This is a genomic window from Maribacter sp. IgM3_T14_3 (assembly GCF_049603095.1).
Taxonomy (GTDB): domain Bacteria; phylum Bacteroidota; class Bacteroidia; order Flavobacteriales; family Flavobacteriaceae; genus Maribacter.
The window spans coordinates 4,231,495-4,255,508 of sequence record NZ_CP187138.1; the positions used below are offsets into that span (position 1 = coordinate 4,231,495).

The 24,014-nt window shown below is 35.6% G+C and carries 19 protein-coding genes; 7 read left to right on the forward strand and 12 right to left on the reverse strand.

What is annotated here, in order from left to right; translation table 11 throughout:
- Positions 1-74: 74 nt before the first annotated feature.
- Both ACPF9A_RS18575 and ACPF9A_RS18580 read left to right on the forward strand, forming a co-directional pair.
- Positions 75-1,274 (forward strand): MFS transporter, encoded by a 1,200-nt coding sequence (locus ACPF9A_RS18575; RefSeq protein ID WP_423999287.1) that lies wholly within the window; start codon positions 75-77, stop codon positions 1,272-1,274.
- A gap of 206 nt (positions 1,275-1,480) precedes the next feature.
- On the forward strand, positions 1,481-2,749 hold the full coding sequence (locus ACPF9A_RS18580; protein WP_423999289.1) for a serine hydrolase domain-containing protein: 1,269 nt from the start codon (positions 1,481-1,483) through the stop codon (positions 2,747-2,749).
- 75 nt (positions 2,750-2,824) lie between these two features.
- Here ACPF9A_RS18580 and leuB read toward each other — a convergent pair whose 3' ends face one another.
- The 5 genes from leuB to recG form a co-directional block, all read right to left on the reverse strand.
- Positions 2,825-3,880, reverse strand: a complete 1,056-nt coding sequence (leuB, locus tag ACPF9A_RS18585; protein WP_423999291.1) for a 3-isopropylmalate dehydrogenase — start codon at positions 3,878-3,880, stop codon at positions 2,825-2,827.
- A gap of 64 nt (positions 3,881-3,944) precedes the next feature.
- Positions 3,945-5,462, reverse strand: a complete 1,518-nt coding sequence (locus tag ACPF9A_RS18590) for an alpha-isopropylmalate synthase regulatory domain-containing protein (RefSeq protein WP_423999293.1) — start codon at positions 5,460-5,462, stop codon at positions 3,945-3,947.
- An 83-nt stretch (positions 5,463-5,545) separates the two neighbouring features.
- Positions 5,546-6,142, reverse strand: coding sequence for a 3-isopropylmalate dehydratase small subunit (leuD, locus tag ACPF9A_RS18595; protein ID WP_423999295.1), 597 nt, complete (start codon positions 6,140-6,142; stop codon positions 5,546-5,548).
- A 99-nt stretch (positions 6,143-6,241) separates the two neighbouring features.
- Complete coding sequence (gene leuC / locus ACPF9A_RS18600; protein ID WP_423999297.1) at positions 6,242-7,654, reverse strand: 3-isopropylmalate dehydratase large subunit; 1,413 nt, start codon at positions 7,652-7,654, stop codon at positions 6,242-6,244.
- A 106-nt stretch (positions 7,655-7,760) separates the two neighbouring features.
- Positions 7,761-9,866: an ATP-dependent DNA helicase RecG gene (gene recG / locus ACPF9A_RS18605; RefSeq protein ID WP_423999299.1), complete on the reverse strand. Its 2,106-nt coding sequence runs from the start codon at positions 9,864-9,866 to the stop codon at positions 7,761-7,763.
- 78 nt (positions 9,867-9,944) lie between these two features.
- Here recG and ACPF9A_RS18610 point away from each other — a divergent pair, with 78 nt between their 5' ends.
- On the forward strand, positions 9,945-12,014 hold the full coding sequence (locus tag ACPF9A_RS18610; RefSeq protein WP_423999301.1) for a M1 family metallopeptidase: 2,070 nt from the start codon (positions 9,945-9,947) through the stop codon (positions 12,012-12,014).
- Positions 12,015-12,016: 2 nt separating this feature from the next.
- Positions 12,017-12,931, forward strand: a complete 915-nt coding sequence (locus tag ACPF9A_RS18615) for a patatin-like phospholipase family protein (RefSeq protein WP_423999303.1) — start codon at positions 12,017-12,019, stop codon at positions 12,929-12,931.
- Between the two features lie 99 nt (positions 12,932-13,030).
- Here the strand turns inward: ACPF9A_RS18615 and ACPF9A_RS18620 are convergent, their stop codons facing one another.
- The 4 genes from ACPF9A_RS18620 to ACPF9A_RS18635 all read right to left on the reverse strand — a co-directional run bounded on the left by ACPF9A_RS18620 (position 13,031) and on the right by ACPF9A_RS18635 (position 17,295).
- Positions 13,031-13,549, reverse strand: coding sequence for a hypothetical protein (locus tag ACPF9A_RS18620; protein WP_423999305.1), 519 nt, complete (start codon positions 13,547-13,549; stop codon positions 13,031-13,033).
- A gap of 83 nt (positions 13,550-13,632) precedes the next feature.
- On the reverse strand, positions 13,633-14,403 hold the full coding sequence (locus tag ACPF9A_RS18625; protein WP_423999307.1) for a hypothetical protein: 771 nt from the start codon (positions 14,401-14,403) through the stop codon (positions 13,633-13,635).
- A gap of 19 nt (positions 14,404-14,422) precedes the next feature.
- On the reverse strand, positions 14,423-15,979 hold the full coding sequence (locus ACPF9A_RS18630; RefSeq protein ID WP_423999309.1) for an FMN-binding glutamate synthase family protein: 1,557 nt from the start codon (positions 15,977-15,979) through the stop codon (positions 14,423-14,425).
- A 5-nt stretch (positions 15,980-15,984) separates the two neighbouring features.
- Complete coding sequence (locus tag ACPF9A_RS18635) at positions 15,985-17,295, reverse strand: amidohydrolase (protein WP_423999311.1); 1,311 nt, start codon at positions 17,293-17,295, stop codon at positions 15,985-15,987.
- 172 nt (positions 17,296-17,467) lie between these two features.
- On the opposite strand from ACPF9A_RS18635, the gene ACPF9A_RS18640 reads away from it, so the two are divergent.
- Positions 17,468-19,828 carry an ATP-dependent helicase gene (locus tag ACPF9A_RS18640; RefSeq protein ID WP_423999313.1) on the forward strand — a complete coding sequence of 787 codons (2,361 nt, stop codon included), beginning with the start codon at positions 17,468-17,470 and terminating at the stop codon, positions 19,826-19,828.
- A gap of 44 nt (positions 19,829-19,872) precedes the next feature.
- The gene (locus ACPF9A_RS18645; RefSeq protein WP_423999315.1) at positions 19,873-20,493 is read left to right on the forward strand and encodes an L-threonylcarbamoyladenylate synthase; all 621 of its coding nucleotides are present in this window, start codon (positions 19,873-19,875) and stop codon (positions 20,491-20,493) included.
- Positions 20,494-20,570: 77 nt separating this feature from the next.
- Here the strand turns inward: ACPF9A_RS18645 and ACPF9A_RS18650 are convergent, their stop codons facing one another.
- From ACPF9A_RS18650 to ACPF9A_RS18660, 3 genes are all read right to left on the reverse strand, one after another.
- Positions 20,571-21,425 carry an OmpA family protein gene (locus ACPF9A_RS18650; RefSeq protein ID WP_423999317.1) on the reverse strand — a complete coding sequence of 285 codons (855 nt, stop codon included), beginning with the start codon at positions 21,423-21,425 and terminating at the stop codon, positions 20,571-20,573.
- A 99-nt stretch (positions 21,426-21,524) separates the two neighbouring features.
- A complete protein-coding gene (locus ACPF9A_RS18655; protein WP_423999319.1) occupies positions 21,525-22,526 on the reverse strand; it encodes a glycosyltransferase family 2 protein in 1,002 nt (333 codons plus the stop codon).
- Positions 22,527-22,538: 12 nt separating this feature from the next.
- The gene (locus ACPF9A_RS18660; RefSeq protein WP_423999321.1) at positions 22,539-22,985 is read right to left on the reverse strand and encodes a type I restriction enzyme HsdR N-terminal domain-containing protein; all 447 of its coding nucleotides are present in this window, start codon (positions 22,983-22,985) and stop codon (positions 22,539-22,541) included.
- A gap of 26 nt (positions 22,986-23,011) precedes the next feature.
- On the opposite strand from ACPF9A_RS18660, the gene holA reads away from it, so the two are divergent.
- The gene (gene holA / locus ACPF9A_RS18665) at positions 23,012-24,013 is read left to right on the forward strand and encodes a DNA polymerase III subunit delta (RefSeq protein ID WP_423999323.1); all 1,002 of its coding nucleotides are present in this window, start codon (positions 23,012-23,014) and stop codon (positions 24,011-24,013) included.
- Position 24,014 lies beyond the last annotated feature (1 nt).

The following is a 24,014-nucleotide window of genomic DNA, read 5'->3' on the forward strand; positions in this document are numbered from 1 at the left end:
TGGCTTTAACTTTGCCTTTTTTAATTTGACTGTGTAGCAGTCATAGAGTATAAATAAATTTAAAAGTATAAGTTATGGATACTATTAAATCAAATAAAAAAGCATTGTTTGCTCTGGCTATTGGGGGTTTCGGTATTGGACTTACCGAGTTTGTTATTATGGGAATTTTGACCGAAGTGTCGGGTTCTTTAGGTATTACTATTCCGCAAGCGGGTCACTTTATTGCGGCTTATGCACTGGGTGTAGTGGTGGGTGCACCATTGTTAACAGGTTTAGGATCGAAACTTACACCTAAAAAAATGCTGTTCTTATTAATGATATGGTTCACGGTGTTTAATACCTTATCTGGTCTTGCAACTGGGTATAACAGTTTGTTGTTTTTGAGATTTTTATCAGGTATACCTCATGGTGCTTTTTTTGGTATTGGAGCAGTAATTGCTACAAAGTTGGCTAAAAAAGGCAAAGGTGCGCAAGCTATTTCAATTATGTTTTCTGGTCTTACAGTAGCGAATGTTATTGGTGTGCCTATTGGCACCTATTTTGGACAACAGTTTAGCTGGAGTGTTTCTTTTTATCTAGTGGGCTTTGTGGGTTTATTAGCTTTAGGAAGCATTTATTTGTGGATGCCTAAAATTGAAGTTGAAGAATCGGAAGAAAAAGTAAGTGTTTCTCAAGGATTGAAAAATACTGAGCTTTGGGCTTTAATTGCACTCACCACCATTGGTACAGGCGGATTCTTTGCTTGGTATAGTTATGTAGCTCCGTTAATTACTGATGTTGCTGGGTTACCAAACCATTTTGTTGGCTATGCTATGATGTTGGCTGGTTTAGGTATGGTAGTCGGTAATTTTTTAGGCGCAAAGATGGCAGAGTTATTTTCTCCTTTGAAAGCGGTAATCATAAGTTTATCTGTAATGTGCGGTATTCTTGTTTTAAACATGTTTATAGCAACTAACCCATATTTGTTAATGGTATTGACTTTTGTTATTGGAGCAATTTCATTTACAGTAGCAACCCCTATTCAAATGGCGATAATCAATACTTCTAAAGGTTCTGAAATGTTGGGTTCTTCTATGAATCAAAGTGCTTTTAACATGGGTAATGCATCTGGTGCGTATTTAGCAGGCTTACCAATTGCTTTTGGGTATGGTATTATTTATTCTAGTTTAGTAGGTGCTATTTTGGCTTTTTCTGGTGTATTGATCGCAGTGGCTATTTTACTCGTTAGAAAACGAAAAGAAGCAAAATACAGAAAAATGGCAATGAGCTGTTAGTCTTGAATAGGTTATAAAATTTCAAAGAGGGATATCAAAGTGATGTTCCTTTTTTTTGTGTTTAAGTTTTAAGTTGTATTTCAATTGTAGATTATCTTCAAGTCTTAAAATCAAGTTGTTCGGATGTTAAATTTTTCATTTTACGTAGTTCATCGATAATTTAATCCACTTTATCACGTTGTTAGAGAACCAAAACTTACAATGCTGTGTCACGTACCAAACTATTTCTTGGGGCCATAATAATGGTTCTCTTATTATTTGTTCTTACGGCTTCTTCTTTTAAGCCAGAACATTCTAAAGCAATCATCGCTGATCCTAACCCTGTTAAAACTCTTGCGGAGAAAAGGGAAATCAAACTTTATAATATACGTCAAAAAGCATTAAACGATGCTTTGACCGATTATTTCAATAAGGCTATTGCCTCTGGCGATATTGTAGGGGCGGGAGTAAGTATTGTTAGTGGGGATTCTGTTATTCTTTCTGATGGATATGGTAAAAGAAGCTTCAACGGTAAAGAAACTGTTGACGGTGAAACTTTATTCAGATTAGGATCTATCTCTAAAGGATTTACGGGAATCTTAGCTGCCAGCTTAGAGAGCGAAGGTAAGTTACACTTAGATGATAAAGTGGCTGATTATTTACCAAACTTCCATTTTGGAAATCAACAGAATACACGAAAAATTGAAGTTGCACATTTACTTTCACATACAACCGGTACTCCGTATCACAGTTATACAGATTTGGTCGAGGCGGGTCTACCTATGTCTTCTATAAGTGAGAGATTCAATAAAATAAACCCAATTGCCGAACCTGGTTCTCAATATAGCTATCAAAATGCTATGTTTTCTGTAGCACAAGAAGTGATGTTAAAAGCCACAGGTAAAGATATTCAAACACTATTAACAGATAAATTCTTTGCTCCGCTAGGTATGAATTCCGTTTCTATGGATCATCAAACCTTAATGAATACTGAGAATATTGCTTTGCCTCATATTAGAAGAGGACATAGTTTTAGAACTATTTCACCTAGAGATAATTATTACAATGCAATTGCCGCTGGTGGTATTAATGCTAATTCTACTGATATGGCAAAGTGGATGCGCTTTTTATTAGGTCATAATCCTGATGTGATGTCTAAAGATGATATGGCACAAGTTTTTAAGCCTTTTATAGAATTGAAGGGACATAGTAAGTATTATCAAAAATGGCCAGGACATGTAAAATCTGGTTACGGATTCGGATGGAGAATACATACTATAAAAGAGAATGAAAAAGCAGCCGAAGAAACCATCTGGCATCATGGGGGTAGTGTAAATAACTACAGAAATGAAATTGCTCTTTTTCCAGATTCTGATTTAGGAATTTGTGTATTGATCAACGGACCATCGAAATTGGTGAAAACTGTAATTCCGGATTTACGAGCAATTGTAAAAAGCATTTATGAACAAGAAATTGCAATAGCTACAAGTATTTAAGTATACTGTAACTATTAGATATAAAAATCCCTTTAATCATAGATTAAAGGGATTTTTCATTTTTAAGTATATTTCTTAAATGTTGCTAGCTAACCAATCGCCAACTTCACTTGTTTTATAACTTTTACCACCATCGGCAAGATCTTCGGTAACATAACCTTCAGCTAAAGATTTGTTTACTACGCGTCTAATTTCTTCAGCTTCTTCTGTCATATTCATGTCTTCAAAAAGCATAGCAGCAGAAAGTACTGTAGCTAACGGGTTCGCGATGTCTTTACCAGCTGCTTGTGGGTAAGAACCGTGTATTGGCTCATATAAAGAAACTTTACTACCTACTGAAGAAGAAGGCATAAGTCCCATAGAACCTGCAATTACAGAAGCCTCATCGGTTAAAATATCTCCGAATAGGTTTGCTGTAATAATTACATCATACCCTTTTGGCCATTGAATTAAACGCATGGCAACGGCATCGATAAACTCATAAGAAACTTCCACTTCAGGATAATCTTTTTCCATTGCCTGTACCGTTTCTCTCCAAAGTCTTGAAGATTCTAAAACATTGGCTTTATCAACACAACATAATTTTTTAGAACGCTTCATAGCGAATTCAAAGCCTTTTTTAGCTAATCTTTCGATTTCAAAACGTTGGTAGGTCATGGTGTCAAATGCAGTATTACCGTCATCTTTTCTACCACGCTCACCGAAATAGATTCCACCGGTCAACTCTCTTAAAATAATTAAATCGGTACCTTCAATACGTTCTCTTTTTAAAGGAGATTTATCGATAAGTGATGGGAATGTAAAGGTTGGTCTTACGTTGGCAAACAAACCAAGTTTTTGTCTCATTTTTAATAATCCCTGCTCTGGACGCACTTTTGCAGAAGGATCATTGTCGAAACGTGGGTGACCTATAGCTCCGAAAAGTACAGCATCTGCATTTGCACAAATCTCATGTGTCTCATCTGGGTAAGGTTCTCCGACAGCATCAATTGCAGCGGCACCAGTTAAAGCTGGTTTCCAAGTAATATGATGTTCATATTTTTTAGCAATTGCATCACATACTTTTACTGCTTGATCAATTACTTCTGGACCGATACCATCACCGGCTAATAAGGCAATATTTAATTTCATTTTATGCTTGTTGTTCGTTACTCTTTTTATTTTCTACTAACTACTAACTACTAACTACTAACTACTATATTATATTCAACATCTTCTCGGTTGCCTTAATAGCACTAACGGTTTGATCTGAATCTAATCCTCTTGATGTAAATTCCTTTCCATCTAATTCCCAAGTAATAACGGTTTCGCATAATGCATCAGAGGTGCTACCTGGTGGTATACGCACTGCGTAATCTGTTAGTTTAGGTAATGGTTTTTTCTTTGCTAAATACACTTTTTTCAAAGCGTTCATAAAGGCATCATACTGTCCGTCTCCTTGTGCATGTGCTTCATAAGTTTGACCATCTACTTCTACAGATAGGGTAGTAGAGGGCATTAAACCTTTTGCATGGGTTAATACGTAAGACTTTACAAAAACTCTTTGCTTATAATCTGCAGTATCTAATACATCGGAAATAATAAAAGGAAGGTCATCTTTGGTAACACGTTCTTTTTTATCTCCTAATTCAATAATACGTGCAGTAACTTTTTTCAGCTCTTCATTGTTCAATGTTAAGCCAAGCTCTTGCAGGTTTTTTTGAATATTTGCCTTGCCAGACATTTTACCCAATGCATACTTACGTTTTCTTCCAAAACGTTCAGGCATTAGGTCACTAAAGTATAAGTTATTTTTACTATCGCCATCGGCATGTATACCGGCAGTTTGTGTAAATACATTATCTCCAACAATTGGCTTGTTTGCTGGTATAGTAAATCCTGTAAAGGCTGAAACTAATTTACTTACTTTATATAAAGAGGTTTCGTTTACATTAATCTCCACTTCTGGTAGAAAATCATTGATTACCGCTACGGCGCTTGCCATTGGCGCGTTACCAGCTCTTTCGCCCATTCCGTTTACGGTAAGGTGCAAACCATGACAGCCTGCTTTTACAGCTTCCATAATGTTGGCTACGCCTAAGTCGTAATCATTATGTCCGTGAAAATCGAAATGTAAAGTTGGATATTTTTGTACAATTTCAGACAAATATGCAAATGTTTCGGTATGCGTTAAAATGCCTAATGTGTCCGGTAATAATATTCTTTTTACATTCTGAGTTGATAGAAAATCTAAAAACTCAAAAACATATTCTTTTGAATTCCGCATTCCGTTACTCCAATCCTCTAAATAGATATTATTGATAATACCTTTTTCAGTGGCTTGTTTAAAAATTTCGGCGATTTCAGAAAAATGTTGTTCGGGAGTTTTCTTTAACTGGTATTTCAAATGGTTCATTGAACCTTTGGTCAGCAAGTTTTGAGAAATCGCTCCAGATTTCTGCATCCAATCTAATGAAACACCGCCATCAACAAAAGTTAGTACTTCTACACGTTCTAAATACCCTTTTTCGGCTGCCCATTCGGTGATTTTCTGAACGGCTTCTAACTCACCATCAGAAACACGTGCCGAAGCAACTTCAATACGGTCTACCTTTAACTCATCTAGTAAGAGTTTTGCCAAGGTCAATTTTTCCGATGCAGAAAAGGATACGCCTGAGGTTTGTTCACCATCCCTTAGGGTGGTATCCATTATTTCTAACTTTCTTTTTTTCATGTGTTCAGTATGTCGTTTCTTAAATAAATGAACGACAGATGGTTAGTTAAGGTAAATACGAATATGGTTTTCTATATCAGGATTTATAACGGAGTACTCTCTGCGAATTTTTCGATATCTTTTCTTATATTCAATAAGTAATCGATATCATCAAAGCCGTTTAACATGTTGTTTTTCTTGTAATCGTTGATGTCAAAAGATTCACTTTCTCTTGTTGATAGTAAAGTGATTTTTTGTTCAGGAAGACTAATTTCTAATTCTGTAGAAGGGTCAGCTTCGGTCGCATCAAAAATTTTCTGTAAAAATTCGGCACTTACCTGTACAGGTAATACACCAATATTTAAACAGTTACCTCTAAATATATCTGCGAAGAAACTAGAGACAACACATCTAAATCCGTAATCATAAACTGCCCAGGCAGCGTGTTCACGAGATGATCCCGAACCAAAGTTCTTACCACCAACTAAAATTTTTCCGCTGAATTTATCTTGGTTTAAAACAAAATCTTCTTTTAAAGTATTGTCTTGGTTGTAACGCCAATCTCTAAAAAGATTGTCACCAAAACCAACACGCTCTGTTGCCTTTAAAAATCGTGCAGGTATAATTTGATCTGTATCTACATTCTCTATTGGTAAGGGAACTGCAGTTGAAGTTAATATGTCGAATTTATCGTATGCCATATTTTATAGCTTTTTGCTCATGGGTGTTAGCCATTAGCTTGAATTATTATAATTGTTGTTTTGCTAAAAGTCAAATGCTAATAGCGAAAGGCAAACTTATTACACAAGTTCTACCATTAGTTCTCTTGGATCGGTTACTTTACCGGTAACGGCAGCTGCAGCAGCAACTAACGGACTAGCTAATAACGTTCTTGATCCAGGACCCTGTCTACCTTCAAAGTTTCTGTTCGAAGTACTTACCGCTAATTTACCAGCAGGCACTTTATCATCGTTCATAGCTAAACAAGCAGAACAACCAGGTTCACGAAGTTCAAAACCAGATTCGATTAAAATATCAAGTATACCTTCTTCTTTTATTGCCGTTTCAACTTTGTGCGATCCAGGAACCAACCATGCCGTAACATTGTCAGCTTTCTTTCTGCCTTTTACTATAGAGGCAAAAGCTCTAAAATCTTCTATACGACCATTGGTACAGCTACCAAGAAAAACAAAATCAATTGGCTTGCCCATCATACTATCGCCTTCATTGAAATCCATATACTTCAATGATTTTTGGTAGGTAGTGGCACCGCCTTGAACGTCGGATGCCATTGGAATATCATTAGAAATTCCCATTCCCATACCTGGGTTGGTACCATATGTAATCATAGGTTCAATAAGTGAACCATCAAAAGTTAATTCTTTATCGAAAATGGCATCTTCATCAGTATATAATGTTTCCCAATATGCCATTGCTTTGTCCCAATCTGCACCTTTAGGCGTGAATTCACGATCTTTTACATATTCAAATGTCTTTTCATCAGGAGCAATCATACCACCACGGGCACCCATTTCTATACTTAGATTACAAACGGTCATACGACCTTCCATACTCATATCTCTGAAAATCTCACCGGCATATTCTACAAAATATCCAGTTGCACCAGAAGTAGTCAATTGAGAAATGATAAATAAAGCAACATCTTTTGGTGTAACCCCTCTGCTCATTTTACCATTGATATTAATACGCATTCTCTTTGGCTTTGGCTGCATAATACATTGTGTAGCCAATACCATTTCAACTTCAGATGTACCAATACCGAAAGCAATTGCACCAAAAGCACCGTGTGTAGAAGTATGTGAATCTCCACATACAATGGTAGCACCTGGTTGGGTAATACCATATTCAGGACCTACAACGTGTACAATACCATTTTTTGCATGACCAAGCCCCCAATAAGAAATACCATATTCATTGGCATTTTCTTCTAACATTCTTAACTGGTTTGCAGAAAGTGGATCTGCAACCGGTAAATGTTGGTTAATAGTCGGAGTGTTATGGTCAGCTGTTGCAAATGTTTTCTCAGGATGCATTACAGGAATATTTCTATTCTTAATACCTAGAAAAGCAACAGGACTTGTTACTTCATGAACCATGTGTCTGTCAATAAACAGTACATCTGGACCATCTTGTATTTTATGTACTACGTGGGAATCCCACACTTTGTCAAATAATGTTTTTGTTGCGCTCATATTCTTTCTAATGTAAGTACAACAAATCTATTAAAAACAAGGGTCTCGTGGAAATTAACACTCTTGAAAATTACGATGTTCAACGTGAAAGTTGTTAGAAATAAAACTAACTAATATACGTCCAGATATTCTTATGCTTCACCAACTGGGCGTACATATGTCTAATAATTAGATTCTCTGGTTTACTAATTGATGGATCTTCTTTTAGTAATTGTAATGCGTAATATCTAGCAGATTTTAGAATGTCATTATCCTTAACAATATCGGCTATTTTTAGATTTAATAGTCCGCTTTGTTGGGTACCCATAATATCTCCTGGTCCGCGAAGTTTTAAATCTACTTCTGCAATTTCGAATCCGTCATTGGTAGCTACCATGGTTTCTAGTCTAGTCTTAGCCTCTGCAGATAACTTATGGCTCGTCATTAGAATACAAAAACTTTGGTCAGCACCACGACCAACACGACCACGTAATTGGTGCAGTTGCGAAAGACCAAATCGTTCGGCACTTTCAATGATCATTACTGAAGCATTTGGTACGTTGACACCAACTTCAATAACGGTGGTGGCAACCATTATTTGTGTTTCGCCTCGTACAAATCTGTTCATTTCAAACTCTTTATCTGCCGGTTTCATTTGACCGTGAACAATAGAAATCTGATATTTTGGCTGTGGAAAGTCACGCGCAATACTTTCATATCCATCCATAAGATCTTTATAATCCATTGCCTCAGATTCTTGAATTAATGGGTACACCACATAGATCTGTCTGCCTTTTTCAATCTCATCTCGTATAAAGCGAAAAACCTTTAATCTATTGGCATCATAACGGTGTACGGTTTTTATAGGTTTGCGCCCAGGTGGTAATTCATCTATGACAGAGATATCTAAATCACCATACAAACTCATTGCCAATGTTCTAGGTATTGGTGTTGCCGTCATTACCAATATGTGTGGCGGAAACTCATTTTTATGCCAAAGCTTAGAGCGCTGGGCTACACCAAATCTATGCTGCTCATCAATAATGGCGATACCTAAATTCTTGTATTTTACTTTATCCTCTAAAAGGGCGTGAGTGCCTATTAGAATATTCAACTCTCCGTTTTCTAGTTGTTCATGAATAGGTTTACGAGCCGATTTTTTGACGGAACCTGTTAATAGCGCGCAAGTAATCTCCGTTCCTTCCAGCAATTCAGAAATACCTTGATAATGCTGATTGGCAAGAATTTCTGTGGGTGCCATAAGGCAAGCTTGAAATCTGTTATCAATTGCCAAAAGCATTGTCATTACGGCGACTATTGTTTTCCCTGAACCTACATCGCCCTGTAATAACCTGTTCATTTGGGCATTGCTACCAAGGTCTGCGCGAATTTCTTTAATTACGCGTTTCTGAGCACCAGTAAGTTCGAAAGGTAATTTATTGGAGTAAAAATCTTTAAAATAGTCACCTACTTCATTGAAAGGGAAGCCCTTAATTTTTTTCTTTCGAGATACATTTTTGCCAATAAGTTGTAGTTGAATATAGAATAGCTCTTCAAACTTTAAGCGAAATTGTGCCTTCGCTAATAACTCTTGATTTTTAGGGAAATGTATATTGAATAATGCTTCCGGTTTTGGTAATAGCTTTAATTCGTACAGTAATTTATCCGATAGGCTTTCAGAAAATTTACCATTCACTTCCATAAAAAGCTGTTGTAACATCTTACTGATCACCTTATTTGTTACGCCTTTATTGCTTAGTTTTTCGGTGGATGGGTAAACAGGTTGCATATACACTGTTGTGCCTTGTTCATGTGCAGACAAGGATTCCATTTCTGGGTGTGGCATTGAAAATGTGCCATTGTACCAATTGCATTTTCCGAAGATTACATAGGGTACGTTCAGTTTAAGGTTTTCTCGTAACCATTTTTGTCCCCTAAACCAAACCAATTCTATTTCGCCGGTATCATCTTTAAAACGGGCTACTAAACGCGAACCCTTCTTTTGTTCAACTGTTTTTAAGTGAACTACCTTACCTATTATTTGAACGTCGGCACTGCTACGTTGTAGCTGACTTATTTTATAATATTGGGTTTTATCGATATATCGATTAGGGAAAAGATTCAGCAAATCTTGATAGGTTTCAACCCCTAATTCGGACTTTAAGGTTTCAGCCCGATTTGGACCAACACCTTTAAGGTATACAACAGGAGTTTGCAAGAAATTTGCGTTCATGGCACTAAAATAGGCTATAGGTAGATTTGCGACAAACTAAAGTATTAAATTTGATTTTCTACTAGCTTATTAATTTGCATGAAAAAAATAGTTCTAGCCTTTATTCTTTGTTTTTATTTCAGTTCTTTTGGTCAACATCAAGATAAAGTAGATTTTATAAAAGCGAAGATTTACTTAGGTCCATTACCTAAAGAGAAAAAGATTCAAGGCGGAGTGATCTATCGTTTTAATGTGTTACAAAATGTTGATTCCGTATTTTTTGATGCAAAGAATATGGATTTTTCAAAAGTAGAACTTGATGGAAAAAAGATAGATTTTACAGCCACAGAAAAGACAATTTCTATTAAATATAAATTTAAAGAGGGCGAATCTTATAAACTGATTATAGAATATATAGCCAAGCCTATACAAACGGTCTATTTTATTGGTTGGGATGATGATGTAGAAGGCAATGAACAAATATGGACGCAAGGTCAAGGAAAATATTCAAGTCATTGGGTTCCAAGTTTTGATGACATGGAAGAAAAGGTAGAATTTGATCTTACAATTGAAGCTGATAAAAAATATCAAGTAATTGCGAATGGTAATCTACTTCTAAAAACTGATAATGATGAGGAAGATGCTATTTGGTTATTCGATATGAAAAAACCAATGAGTAGTTATTTGTTGGCGTTCGCCATCGGCAATTACAATAAGCAAGTTTTGAAATCTAACAGTGGTGTTGATATTGAAAACTATTATTATCCTGATGATAGTTTAAGAGTGGAACCTACCTATAGGTATACTAAAAAGATATTTGATTTTTTAGAAAATGAAATTGGCGTGGGGTATCCTTGGCAGGATTATAAGCAAGTGCCAGTTCATGATTTTTTATATGCTGGTATGGAAAATACAAGCGCTACTTTTTTCTCTGATGCTTATGTTATTGATTCTACTTCTTTTATTGATAGAAATTATGTAAACATTAATGCCCATGAATTAGCGCATCAATGGTTTGGTAATTTGGTTACAGAAAAGAGTAGCGAGCACCATTGGTTACATGAGGGTTTCGCCACTTACTATGCCTACCTGGCTGAGAAAGAAATTTTTGGTGATGATCATTTTTATTGGAAGTTATTTGATACAGCAAAAGTGTTAAATGATATTTCTGAAAAGGGAGATGGGGAGAGCTTGTTGAACCCTAAAGCTAGTAGTCTTACTTTCTATGAAAAAGGAGCTTGGGCTTTAGCTGTCTTAAAAGATAAAATAGGAGAAGAGAATTTTAAAATCGGAATTCAGAATTACTTGAATAAGTATCAGTTCCAAAATGTGATTGTTGCAGAATTCATTACTGAAATGGAGGAATCTGCTAATTTTGATTTAAGTGATTTTAAAACTATTTGGTTAGAAGGAGACGTATTCCCAATGGATGATGCGAAGGATTATTTAATGAAAAATAGTTCATCATTAAGAATGTATTATGTTTTGAAACATGATGATGAGAATAGTTTTGATTCCCCTGAAATTTTAAAGGATTCAGAATTAGCTACGGAATTGAAGTTAGAATTGCTTCAACAAAAAGGTGATTTTCCTGAATTACAAATTTGGCCTTTAATTGCTAGTGATGATATCAGAATAAGGCAATTTGCAGCACAGAAAATGGGTGAAATTTCTGAGATTTTAAAAGAGTTTGCTGAGCCGTTGTTATTGGATGATAGTTATATTACCAATGAATTAATGCTCTATAATTTGTGGAGTAGTTTTGATTATGATAGAAGTACTTATTTAGAAAAAACTAAAGACATAATTGGTTTGCCAAATAAGAATGTGCGTTTGCTTTGGCTGACATTGGCATTATTTACTCCTGATTATAATCCAAGTCAACAAATGTATTATCACAATGAACTTGTCGGTTATACTGATTCTAGTTACAATGCTGAAGTGCGACAAACTGCGTTTCAATATTTATTTGAAATAAGTGCTTTAAATGATGAAGCCTATATTAATTTGATAAAGGCGACCAATCATCATTCTTGGCAGTTTAGAAACTATGCAAGACAGTTATTTGATACCTTGTGGATTGATGAAGAACAGAAAAAAGAAATTGAAAAGGTAGCAAAGCAACTAAATTCATCAGATTTGCGTTATCTTAAAACGAAATTAAAGTAATAATGAAAGCATTAGTTATTTCTGGTGGTGGTAGTAAAGGTGCCTTTGCAGGTGGCGTTGCCCAATACCTTATTCAAGAAGAAGGTAGAAAGTATGATATTTTTGTGGGTACTTCTACCGGAAGTTTGCTTATCTCTCATTTAGCGTTAGGTAAACTAGATAAAATCAAAGAAATATATTCTAATGTAAATCAGAAGAGCATTTTCAATAACTGTCCGTTTTTGGTCAAGAATATACGTGGAAATGAGGAAATCTCTATAGATCACTGGAGGGTTTTGAAAAACTTTCTTCGCGGTAAAAAAACCTTTGGAGAAAGTGAAAACCTTAGAAAACTTATTGAAAATAGCTTAACTATCGAAGAATTTGAAACGTTAAAGAACGGTGATTCTGATGTTATTATTACGGTTTCTAATTTATCATTAAATCAAGTCGAATATAAATCTATTAAAGATTGCACCTACGAAGATTATTGCGATTGGATTTGGATATCAGCTAATTACGTTCCGTTCATGAGTTTGGTACGTAAAAATTATTGCGAGTATGCCGATGGTGGGTTGGGTAGTATTGTACCTATTGAAGAAGCTATAAAAAGAGGAGCAACAGAAGTAGATGTTGTTGTTTTACATACCGAGGTAAATTATATGAATAGGGTAGCATCTCGTAATCCTTTTGAGCTTATTACTACAATGCTGAGCTTTATTTTAGATAGAATTGAAAATCAAAACATTAGAATAGGAAAATTGGTTGCCAACCAAAAAAATGCAATAATCAACCTGTTTTATACCCCCACAATATTAACGACCAACTCTTTAATATTCGATAAGGCAAAAATGACGCTTTGGTGGAAAAGAGGTTATTTATATGCAAAAAATAAGAATGAGGAAACAAACCCAATTGAACCAAATGAACATGAATAATGTTCATTAAAAAATGGGCTTTTTGATATATGAACAAATAAAAAAATGCTTTTCAATTTGGAAAGCATTTTTTTATTCTTGTACTGAATATTTAATTTTCTACCACAAATCGCCAATCTCTTTTTTAACGAAAGATAGGGCAGTAGCCGATGGTGATGTTTTATCCATCGTTTCATTCAAAATATCTTCTCTTAATTTATCGGCAGAATCGGTCTGACTCATTGCAGCTTTTCTAATCATTTGAATAGTTGCGCTTTTAGCCGCTTTAATAATATTCCAACATTCGTCGGTCAAATAAATTTGCTGTGTAAGATTATGATCGAATTCAGTTTCTATACTTTTTATAAGCAAACTCTCATATGCTCCCTTTTCTTTCGATTGTGGTGCTACACGAACAACTAAACTTGGTATCGAAATGCGTTCTAAAAATAGCGCCATTCTTTCGTAAGCTTGTAAACGAATAGGTAAAGTATCTTTTTGAGAGTCTTTATGCAATAGAAAACGTCTTCTACCTTCTTCGTTGTTGGTATGCATTCTAAAAAAATAGAAGGCAATTGCACCAGTAACTACGGAAGGAATCAAATAAGCGAAAAGTTGAAAAATTTGGTCAGAGTTCATTTTTTAATTAGTTATGATATATGAAATAAGAACGTCCAAATTTTTCAATTAGTATAGCACTTCATCGATGAAATGCAAGTTATTTAATTTTTAACGTCTCCTTTCGCCATATCATAAAATGCTTTATAATCCGGTTGAAACTTTACTTGTAGCGATTCATGTAAGCCGCCATCTTTACCAACAGCTACAATTCGTTCTCCGTCAACACCAAAATCTTTGATTAAAATACTAGCAATTGCGGTTGCTTGCTGTATGGCGATGTTCATTTCACCTGTAATATTTAAACTCGCAATAGTAATTACACTTTTAGGGTTCGCATTTGCAACTTTCGCTACATTCTCGATCCACGCTCTAGATTCGCTAGAAGGCGTTATACCAACTCCGTCAGTAAAGAAATAATCTAATTTTTCAGAAATAACCACAGAACCATCTGCTACACCAACTTTTGCATTTTCACCCAATACTTGTTTAGTATTGGTTAGTATAACAACTGCAGTTGAATCATTGCTAGCAACGGCATCTGTTACCCCTTTAAGTTGCTTTTCTTTGCGCTCTAAGGCTGCCATGGTCTTATTAATATTCTCTGAATTCTGACTAGACAAGGCCGCAAAACTATTTAAATTTTTCATTAAAGTGGCATTAGCATCTTGCAACTCTGCTACCTGAGATTGATACTCAGTTGAGCGTTGATCGGCTAACTTCTCATTTCGTTGAGATGTACTTACCATTCTAGAAATGGAATCTAACTTGTATTTTAAGTTTTGATTTTGTTCTATTAACTCACTTTTTTTCTGAGCTTGAATAGAAGTTAAACCAATTAAAAAAATAGCTGAACATAAAATAAATCGTGTCATATAAATTGAATAGGTTAATCTAAATTTTGCCGCCAAGGTACGAACAGTCTTTTAATTGTTGAACTCCTGCGAACGGTACTTTTGCTTTATTATAACCGTAGGTCGATGCTAAACTTTTATTTAGGTCGTGGTCATCTACGTTTACTTGCACATCGTCCATAGTAAATTGACTAGGGTGCTCATAACCGGCAGCATGCGTAATTTCTAAAAATTCTTTTCTAAACGTATTAAAATATTGTGCCAATCGATCAGATTTTAAAGGTACGTTAATTCCTTTTTGAAGCCATTTACTTTGTGTAGCAATACCTGTAGGGCAGGTATTGGTATGGCAAACTTGAGCTTGAATACACCCAATACTCATCATTGCTTCTCTAGCTACATTAATACAGTCAACACCCATGGCAAATGCCATGGCTGCTTTTGCAGGGAAGCCGAGCTTACCAGAGCCGATAAATACGATACGATCGGTAAGGTTTCTATTTAAGAAAACTCTATATAAACTTGAAAATCCATAAACCCAAGGCAGGGATACGTGATCTGCAAATGATGGGGGAGCGGCACCTGTACCACCTTCACCACCATCTACGGTAATGAAATCTGGACCTTTACCGGTCTCTAACATAATATCTGCTAATTCTTCCCACTGATCTAATTTTCCGATAGCACCTTTAATACCTACCGGTAAACCTGTTTCGTCAGCAATATCCTCTATAAGTGCCATTAACTCCCTAACATTAGAAAACGCTTTGTGGGTTGCAGGTGATAATACATCTTTACCTACTTCAACACCTCTAATTTCAGCCAGTTCGGGTGTAATTTTAGCTCCTGGTAATACGCCACCTTTTCCTGGTTTTGCACCTTGAGATAATTTAATTTCAATTGCTCTTATACACGGATTGTCCTCAACCAATTTTTTCATTTTCTCCATAGAGAAATTCCCATCCTCTGATCGTACACCAAAATACCCGGTACCAAAATGAAAAACAATATCACCACCATGTTTGTGGTAAGGTGATAGACCGCCCTCACCGGTATTATGATAAGCATGGGCTTTTTTGACCCCAATGTTCATAGCTTCAACGGCAGCTGCAGATAATGAACCAAAGCTCATGGCCGATACATTTACAACACTGGCTGGTCGGTAAGGTTTTCTTCGGTTATTTTGTTGTCCCATAACTTTTGCACAAGGAATAAACGTAGGTTCTGCAGCATTTGGGTGTCCAAGAGGTACTTCATAGCCCATCATTCTGTTTTTTATGAATATATGCTGGTGCGCATATAAATCTCTATCAGAACCAAAACCTTCGTAGTTGTTTTCTTTCTTTGCAGATGCATAGATCCAACCTCTTTCAATTCTATTAAAAGGCAATTCTTCTCGGTTGTTAGCAACAAAATATTGACGCATTTCTGGACCGATACTTTCTAGCCAATAACGCAAATGCCCTACCACGGGGAAGTTGTGTTTAATGGTATGCCTTTTCTGAATAAAAATATCCCAGATAGCAACTATGAGAAGAAACAAAAAAATCCAAGTCCACCACGGTGGACTTGGAATACTATTAAAGAAATCGTTCATCAAAATTATCCTTTTATTTTAATATCTAAAAGTGGTGTTTGGTCACTGTTTAAATAATCCAGGCTCATTTCTGTTAGCGTACGAACGCCTAAAAGTAAACCGCTATCGTCAATTAAAAAGTCTGGTGTATGGTGCGGAAATGATTCTGTTGTACCAGGAGTCATTCCTCCTAAGAAAAAGAAGAATCCCGGAGCTTCTCTTTGAAAATATGAGAAATCTTCAGCACCAGTAACCGCTTTTTGAAATTGAACATTAGCATCACCAGCCACTCTTTTCATGGTAGGTAACATTTGCTCTACCAATTCTGGGTTGTTGTATGTAATATCTGTAGCATCTGTTATTGTACACGTAGCTTCACCTCCGTATGCTTTGGCAATATCGCTTACCATTTCGACCATACGCTTATTAAGCTTGTCTTTCATGTCATAATCTAATGTTCTAATAGTACCGATCATTTCTGCAGATTCTGGTATAATATTAAAACGAACGCCACTTTTAATTTTGCCAACGGTAATTACTGCAGCTTCATTGGTTAAATCTGTTTCTCTACTAATGATAGTTTGTAAACCGTCAATAATTTTAGCACTGATTAATATTGGGTCAACTCCTGACCACGGTTGAGAACCGTGCGATTGCTTACCTTTTACATTGATAACGAATTGCTGAGCGGCTGCCATGGTACCACCAGATTTATACTTAATAACCCCTACAGGTGTTTGAGAGTTAATATGCAATCCGAAAATGGCATCAACTTTAGGATTACTCATAACACCTTCTTTTACCATTAAAAGTGCTCCACCTTCTTCTCCTGGTGGTGGTCCTTCTTCTGCTGGTTGAAAGATAAACTTTACGGTTCCTTTTATTTTATCCTTATTTTTAGACATCACTTCTGCAACGCCCATTAAAATTGCAGTATGCGTATCATGCCCACAAGCATGCATAACCCCGACTTTTTCACCCATAAATTCTGAAGTAACGTTAGATTTATACGGTAAGTCATTACGCTCTGTAACTGGTAAAGCATCAATATCTGCTCTTAGTGCAACTACTTTACCCGGTAAACCTCCTTTTAAAATACCAACTACGCCAGTATGAGCAACGCCAGTCTGAACTTCAATACCCAAAGATTTTAGGTGCTTTGCAATTTTTTCTGCTGTTTTGTATTCACGATTCCCTAATTCCGGATTCTGATGAATTTCCCTTCTCCAATCAACTACCTTGCTTTCTATTGCCTTATAGTCTTTTTCAAGATTTGGACCTTGTGCCTGAACGGTAAAACCGAAAAGAACAAGGGCTAACACTCCTAGTTTTCTCATAATCAGTATTTAATGTTAATTGGTTCTCTATATTTCGGTTGATCATTTAGCCTAAATGTATCAACCCGTAAGCACTTTATGCGGAATTAAAGTTTAAATATATTCAAAATGAAAAGAAATACCATCCATTGTTCACAAATCTAAAACACTTCACTTTTTCTATCACTCAATAATGGCTAAATTTACGTCATTAAAAAAAGAAAATTTGAGCTCATTTATAGATGAATTGAACGATGCCCAAAAGGCTCCTGTTTTGCATAAAGACGGACCTTTAATGGTTATTGCTGGTGCGGGATCGGGCAAAACCCGAGTACTTACCTATAGAATTGCACACCTAATGGCACAGGGTGTAGATTCTTTTAATATTTTATCATTAACATTTACCAATAAGGCAGCACGTGAAATGAAAGCACGTATTTCTAATATTGTAGGTGCTAGCGAAGCAAAAAATCTTTGGATGGGAACATTCCACTCCGTTTTTGCAAAACTATTACGTATAGATGGTGATAAACTGGGCTACCCGGCAAATTTCACTATTTATGATACCCAAGATTCTCAGCGGTTATTGGCTTCGATTATCAAGGAAATGGGACTCGATAAGGATATTTATAAATACAAGCAGATTCAAAATAGAATTTCGTCTTTTAAGAATAGCTTAATTACCGTAAAAGCTTATCGAAATGATCCAGATTTGGTAGAGCAAGATGCCATGGCAAAAAAACCTAGAACTGGTGATATCTACGAAAATTATGTAGATCGTTGTTTTAAGGCAGGTGCGATGGATTTTGATGATTTACTGTTGCGAACAAATGAACTGTTAACACGTTTTCCTGATGTGTTGATGAAGTATCAGGATCGATTTAGATATATTTTGGTTGATGAGTATCAAGATACCAACCATTCGCAATATTTGATTGTAAAGGCTTTGGCCGATCGTTTTCAAAATATATGTGTGGTAGGTGATGATGCACAAAGTATTTACTCTTTTAGAGGGGCAAATATTAGTAACATTTTGAACTTTCAAAAAGATTATGATAATGTAGGCATGTATCGTTTAGAACAGAATTACCGCTCGACCCGTAATATTGTTAATGCCGCAAACTCGGTTATAGGAAAAAACCAAAACCAAATTGAAAAAGTAGTCTGGACAGCGAATGATGATGGTGCAGCTATTAAAATTCATAGAAGTACGACAGATGCTGAAGAAGGTAGGTTTGTAGCCAATTCTATTTGGGATCATCGCATGCAACAGCAAATGGGCAATGGTCAGTTTGCCGTACTTTATAGAACCAACTCACAGTCGAGGGCTATTGAAGATGCTTTGCGTAAAAGAGATATTCCTTATCGTATTTATGGTGGCTTGTCTTTTTACCAACGTAAAGAAATTAAAGATGTGCTTTCTTACCTACGTTTGGTAATTAACCCAAAAGATGAAGAGGCTTTAAAAAGGGTGATAAATTTTCCTGCAAGGGGAATTGGTGGTACTACTTTAGATAGGTTGGTAGTAGCGGCTAACCATTACAACCGCTCCATTTTTGAGGTGATGGAAAATATTGACAGAATAGATTTGAAAATCAATTCTGGTACAAAACGAAAGCTTCAAGATTTCGTAACCATGATCAAGAGTTTTCAGGTTATGAACGAAACTACTGATGCTTTTGCCTTGTCTGAACATGTCGCCAAAAAAACGGGTATTCTTTTAGAGTTTAAGAAGGATGGAACCCCTGAAGGAATAGGTAAAATGGAGAACATCGAAGAGCTTTTAAACGGTATTAAAGATTTCGTTGAAGGTCAAAGAGAAATAGCTGATGCTACAGGTAATATTAGTGAGTTTCTAGAAGATGTCGCCCTAGCTACCGATTTAGATAATGATACCGGTGATGATGATAGGGTAGCCTTAATGACCATTCACTTGGCAAAGGGACTCGAATTTCCGTACGTATATATTGTTGGTATGGAAGAAGACCTTTTTCCATCAGGTATGAGTATGAGTACCCGTAGCGAGTTAGAAGAGGAGCGAAGGTTATTTTATGTTGCTTTGACCAGAGCTGAGAAACAAGCATATTTAACATATACTCAGAATAGATATCGTTGGGGTAAATTAATAGATGCAGAACCTAGTCGTTTCTTAGAAGAAATCGATGAAAAATATGTTGAGAATTTGACTCCTGTAGATGGTGGCTATCGCTACAAGCCTCTTATAAATGCTGATATTTTTGGTGAAGTTGATAAAAGTAGATTACGTCAAGATAAGCCAGTTAGAGGAACACCACCTATTATTGGTCAACCTAATTCTGGTCAACTAAAAAAGTTACGTAAGTTGAAGCCGCAATTGGGTGAACCTGTGGGTAACACAAATACCATAGATCCAAATCTTATGGAAGGTTCATTAATAAATCATACCCGTTTTGGTCTTGGTCAGGTTGTGAAAATTGAAGGTTCTGGTAATGATAGAAAGGCAGAAATAATGTTTGATAAAGGAGATATTAAAAAACTGTTGCTTCGCTTTGCTAAATTAGAAGTGTTGGGATAGTTATGTATATTTAATAACGAAATGGTTTTTAAATCCTAAATGGAATGGCAGAATTCATTAAAATATACGAAGAGAACCCGAACCCTAAAGAAATTAAAAGGGTAGTGGAGGTATTGCGTAAAGGTGGCTTGGTTATTTACCCTACCGATACGGTTTACGGCTTAGGTTGTGACATTACAAACTCAAAGGCGCTTGAGAAAATTGCACGTATCAAAGGTATTAAACTAGCAAAAGCCAATTGGTCTTTTATTTGTACCGATTTAAGTAACCTATCTGATTATGTACGCCAAATTGATACCGCTACGTTCAAGATTTTGAAAAGAGCTTTACCTGGTCCGTATACTTTTATTTTACCAGGAAATAACAACCTGCCTAAGGAATTTAAAAAGAAAAAAACCGTTGGTATTCGTGTGCCAGATAACAGTATTATTAAAGCATTAGTTGAGCAGTTAGGCAACCCAATAGTATCGACTTCTATTCATGATGAAGATGATGTATTAGAGTATACTACCGACCCAGAGTTGATTTTTGAAAAATGGGATAACCTTGTCGATGTTGTTATTGATGGTGGTTATGGAGGTAATATTGGTTCTACAATTATAGATGTATCAAATGGTGCACCTGAGGTTATTCGTGAAGGAAAAGGAAGTTTAGATATTCTCTAAACACTTTATCATTTAAATTTATGGCATAAAAAAAGCGGCTCGATTGAGCCGCTTTTATTTTATATGACAATCAAATATTATTTGTTGATTGCAGGATCTTTCATTCCTTCTTCGATCATGCTATAGAACTGATCGATTTTTGGAAGAACAACAATACGAGTTCTTCTGTTTTTAGATTTTTCAGTTGAAGAAACAGGAATAAACTCTGATCTACCAGCTGCAGTCATACGCTTAGGGTCAACATTGAAATCGTTTTGTAATATACGTACAACAGCAGTAGCACGTTTAACACTTAAATCCCAGTTATCCAATAAAGAACCGTTACCTCTGTAAGGTACGTTGTCTGTATGACCTTCTACCATGAATTCGAAATCTGGCTTGTTATTTACAACCTTAGCAACTTTACCAAGAACTTCTTTAGCTCTACTAGTAACATTATAGCTACCGCTGCTGAATAATAATTTATCAGAAATAGATACGAATACAACACCTTTTTCAACGCTGATTTCGATATCGTCATCATCCATATTTCCTAAAACACCTTTTAAGCTCTGTACCAAAGAAAGGTTAACAGAATCTCTACGTGTAATAGCATCGTTTAACTTACGAATAGTTAAATCTTTTTCTTGTAAGCTTTCTAAAGATTTTTCTAAGTTCTCAGCACCTTTGGTAGTCAAAGTTGTTAAGTTACCCATATTGTTAATCAAATCTTGATTGTTAGCTTTTAAAAATGCATTTTGATCTTCTAGAGTTTGTAGTCTAGATGAAGCTGTTGCTTTTTCTTCTAAACAATCGTTTAATTTAACTGTAGCTGAATTTAATAAATCTTGTGCACTTTTGTGCTTAGCTTCAAGATCTGCATACTTCTTTGAAGATACACAAGATGAAAGTAAAAGCGTTACTGCAAGACATCCTAATAATACTTTTTTCATAATTTAATTCTATTATATTTATTTAGTGGTTTACTCTAATTTCGCATCTAAGCGACTCCAAAATTATATAATTACAAAGCCACTTATTTAACAGGTTAGTTAATCTTTTACTAAAATGTTAAAATTACTTATTCTATGTACGAAATAAGACCATACTATGGACTTCGTAGCATAGTAATTCCTGAGAAATTGAGTTTTTTCTCTTTTACGGTACATTTTTCTAAATTGCCTGTAAAAGCTTAAATGTGCCCTAAAAATAGCGAAAAAGTGCTTAAATCTTAACTGAAAAAGAAATCGTATTGCCGCAATACCATCTAAGAGCAATCGCAAGAAAATAATTATGAACGCTTTTCTTCTTGGTAAGTTTTTAGTGATAGAGAACAATGTATTCCTAAAATTCAAATATGTTTTTTTAGGATTCATGTTACTCAGCGTCGAGCCACCTAAATGATATACGCTCGATGAACCTACATATAATATTTTGTACCCATGGTTTTTTGCACGCCAACACAAATCTACTTCTTCTTGATGAGCGAAGTAATCTGCATCAAAACCCTTAAGTTCATGAAATACTTCTTTTCTGATGAACATACACGCGCCTGTGGCCCAAAAAATTTCTCTGGTATCATTATATTGACCATTGTCACGTTCTAGGGTCTGAAAAACCCTACCTCGGCAAAACGGATACCCTAACTGATCAATAAAACCACCGGCAGCACCTGCATATTCGAAGTGGTCTTTTTTAAGTAAATCTAAAATTTTAGGTTGAATTATAGCCGCATCGGGTATAGTGGTAAAGGCATCTTTAATTGGGGTCAGCCAATTAGGCGTTACTTCTACGTCTGAATTCAATAAGCAATAAATATCAGCATCGACATCAACCATGGCGTCGTTATAGCCCTTGGCAAATCCGCCGTTTTCTGTATTCTGAATAATTTTTACCGTAGGATAGTTGGTTTTGACAAAAGCAACCGAGTCATCTGTAGACGCATTATCGGCAACATAAATATCTGCATCATTAGAATATTTGATAACAGAGGGCAAGTACCTTTCTAAAAGCACTTCACCATTCCAGTTTAATATGACTACGGCTATCTTCAAAACGATCGCAAATTAACGGCTAAAATCAGGAATCTCTTGCATAAATTCATATTTTTCCGCAACAAAGTCTGTTTGACAGTAAAAATGAGTGAGTCCGTTAGTGACCATTAAGTAGGTCGCATTCAACTTAAAATTGTATTGTGCAATCTGGTCGAATGTCATTTGAGAAATGGTAATTTCTGGTGCTTTACACTCTACTAATACGTTTAATTCACCGTTGGGCTTAAATACAACGATATCATATCTTTTCTTTAAACCGTTAAGGGTAATCTGCTTTTCTACGTTAATGTGACTGATAGGATAGTTCTTTTCCTGAATAAGAAATTGAACTACATGTTGCCTTACCCATTCTTCTGGAGTAAGAACCACAAATTTTTTACGTATTTCGTCAAAAATCAAGGTTCTATTTTCGCTATTTTTGACCCTGAAAGTGTAGCTAGGGAAATTTAGTCGCTGCATTATACAAAGTTGATGAATTTTTCTGAATGGATGAAGCAATACAAATAGTCAATGCAATTAAGAAAGGACAGATTAGTCCTATTTATTTCCTTTACGGGGAAGAAGCTTATTTTATTGATAAAATCTCAGATTATATAGCGGCAAAGGTATTGACCGAAGAAGAAAAAGGCTTTAATCAGATGGTGCTTTATGGTAGAGATGTATCTATAGAAGATATCGTAGGTAATGCCAAACGATACCCAATGATGGCAGAGCGACAGGTAGTCATAGTAAAAGAAGCCCAACACCTTTCAAGAACTATAGAAAATTTTTGCTCTTACGCAGACAATCCTCAAATGTCTACTGTGCTTGTTATTTGTTATAAATACAAAAAGCTTGATAAACGTAAGAAGCTACATAAGATCGTAAAGAAGAACGGAGTAATTTTTGAAAGTAAAAAGCTTTACGAAAATCAGGTTAGCGATTGGCTTAGAAAACATTTGTTAAGTAGTGGTTATACCATTTCGCATAAAGCTGCTCTTCTTTTGGTGGAGTATTTAGGTACAGATTTGAGTAAGATCAGTAAAGAACTTGAAAAGCTAAAACTAGCTTTGCCTAAAGAAACTGAAATTAATCCTCAGCATATTGAAGAGCATATTGGTATAAGTAAAGACTATAATAATTTTGAACTGAAAAGAGCTATTGGCGATAGAGATATCGTAAAAGCGACAAAAATCATCAATTACTTTGCGCAGAACCCAAAAGATAATCCTTTTATATTGACGATAACCTTATTGCATTCCTTTTTTACACAGTTATTGCAGTACCACGGTCTTAGTGATCACAGCCCTAAGAATGTGGCGAGTGCATTGCGCATAAACCCATATTTTGTAAGTGAAATACAAACTGCTGCTAGAAATTACCCGATGAAAAAAGTTAGCGGAATTATTTCAAGTTTACGTGAGATGGATTTAAAAGGAAAAGGGGTAGGGGCGGCACCAATGAAAGATGCGGATCTACTTAAAGAATTGCTTTTTAAAATAGTGTAAA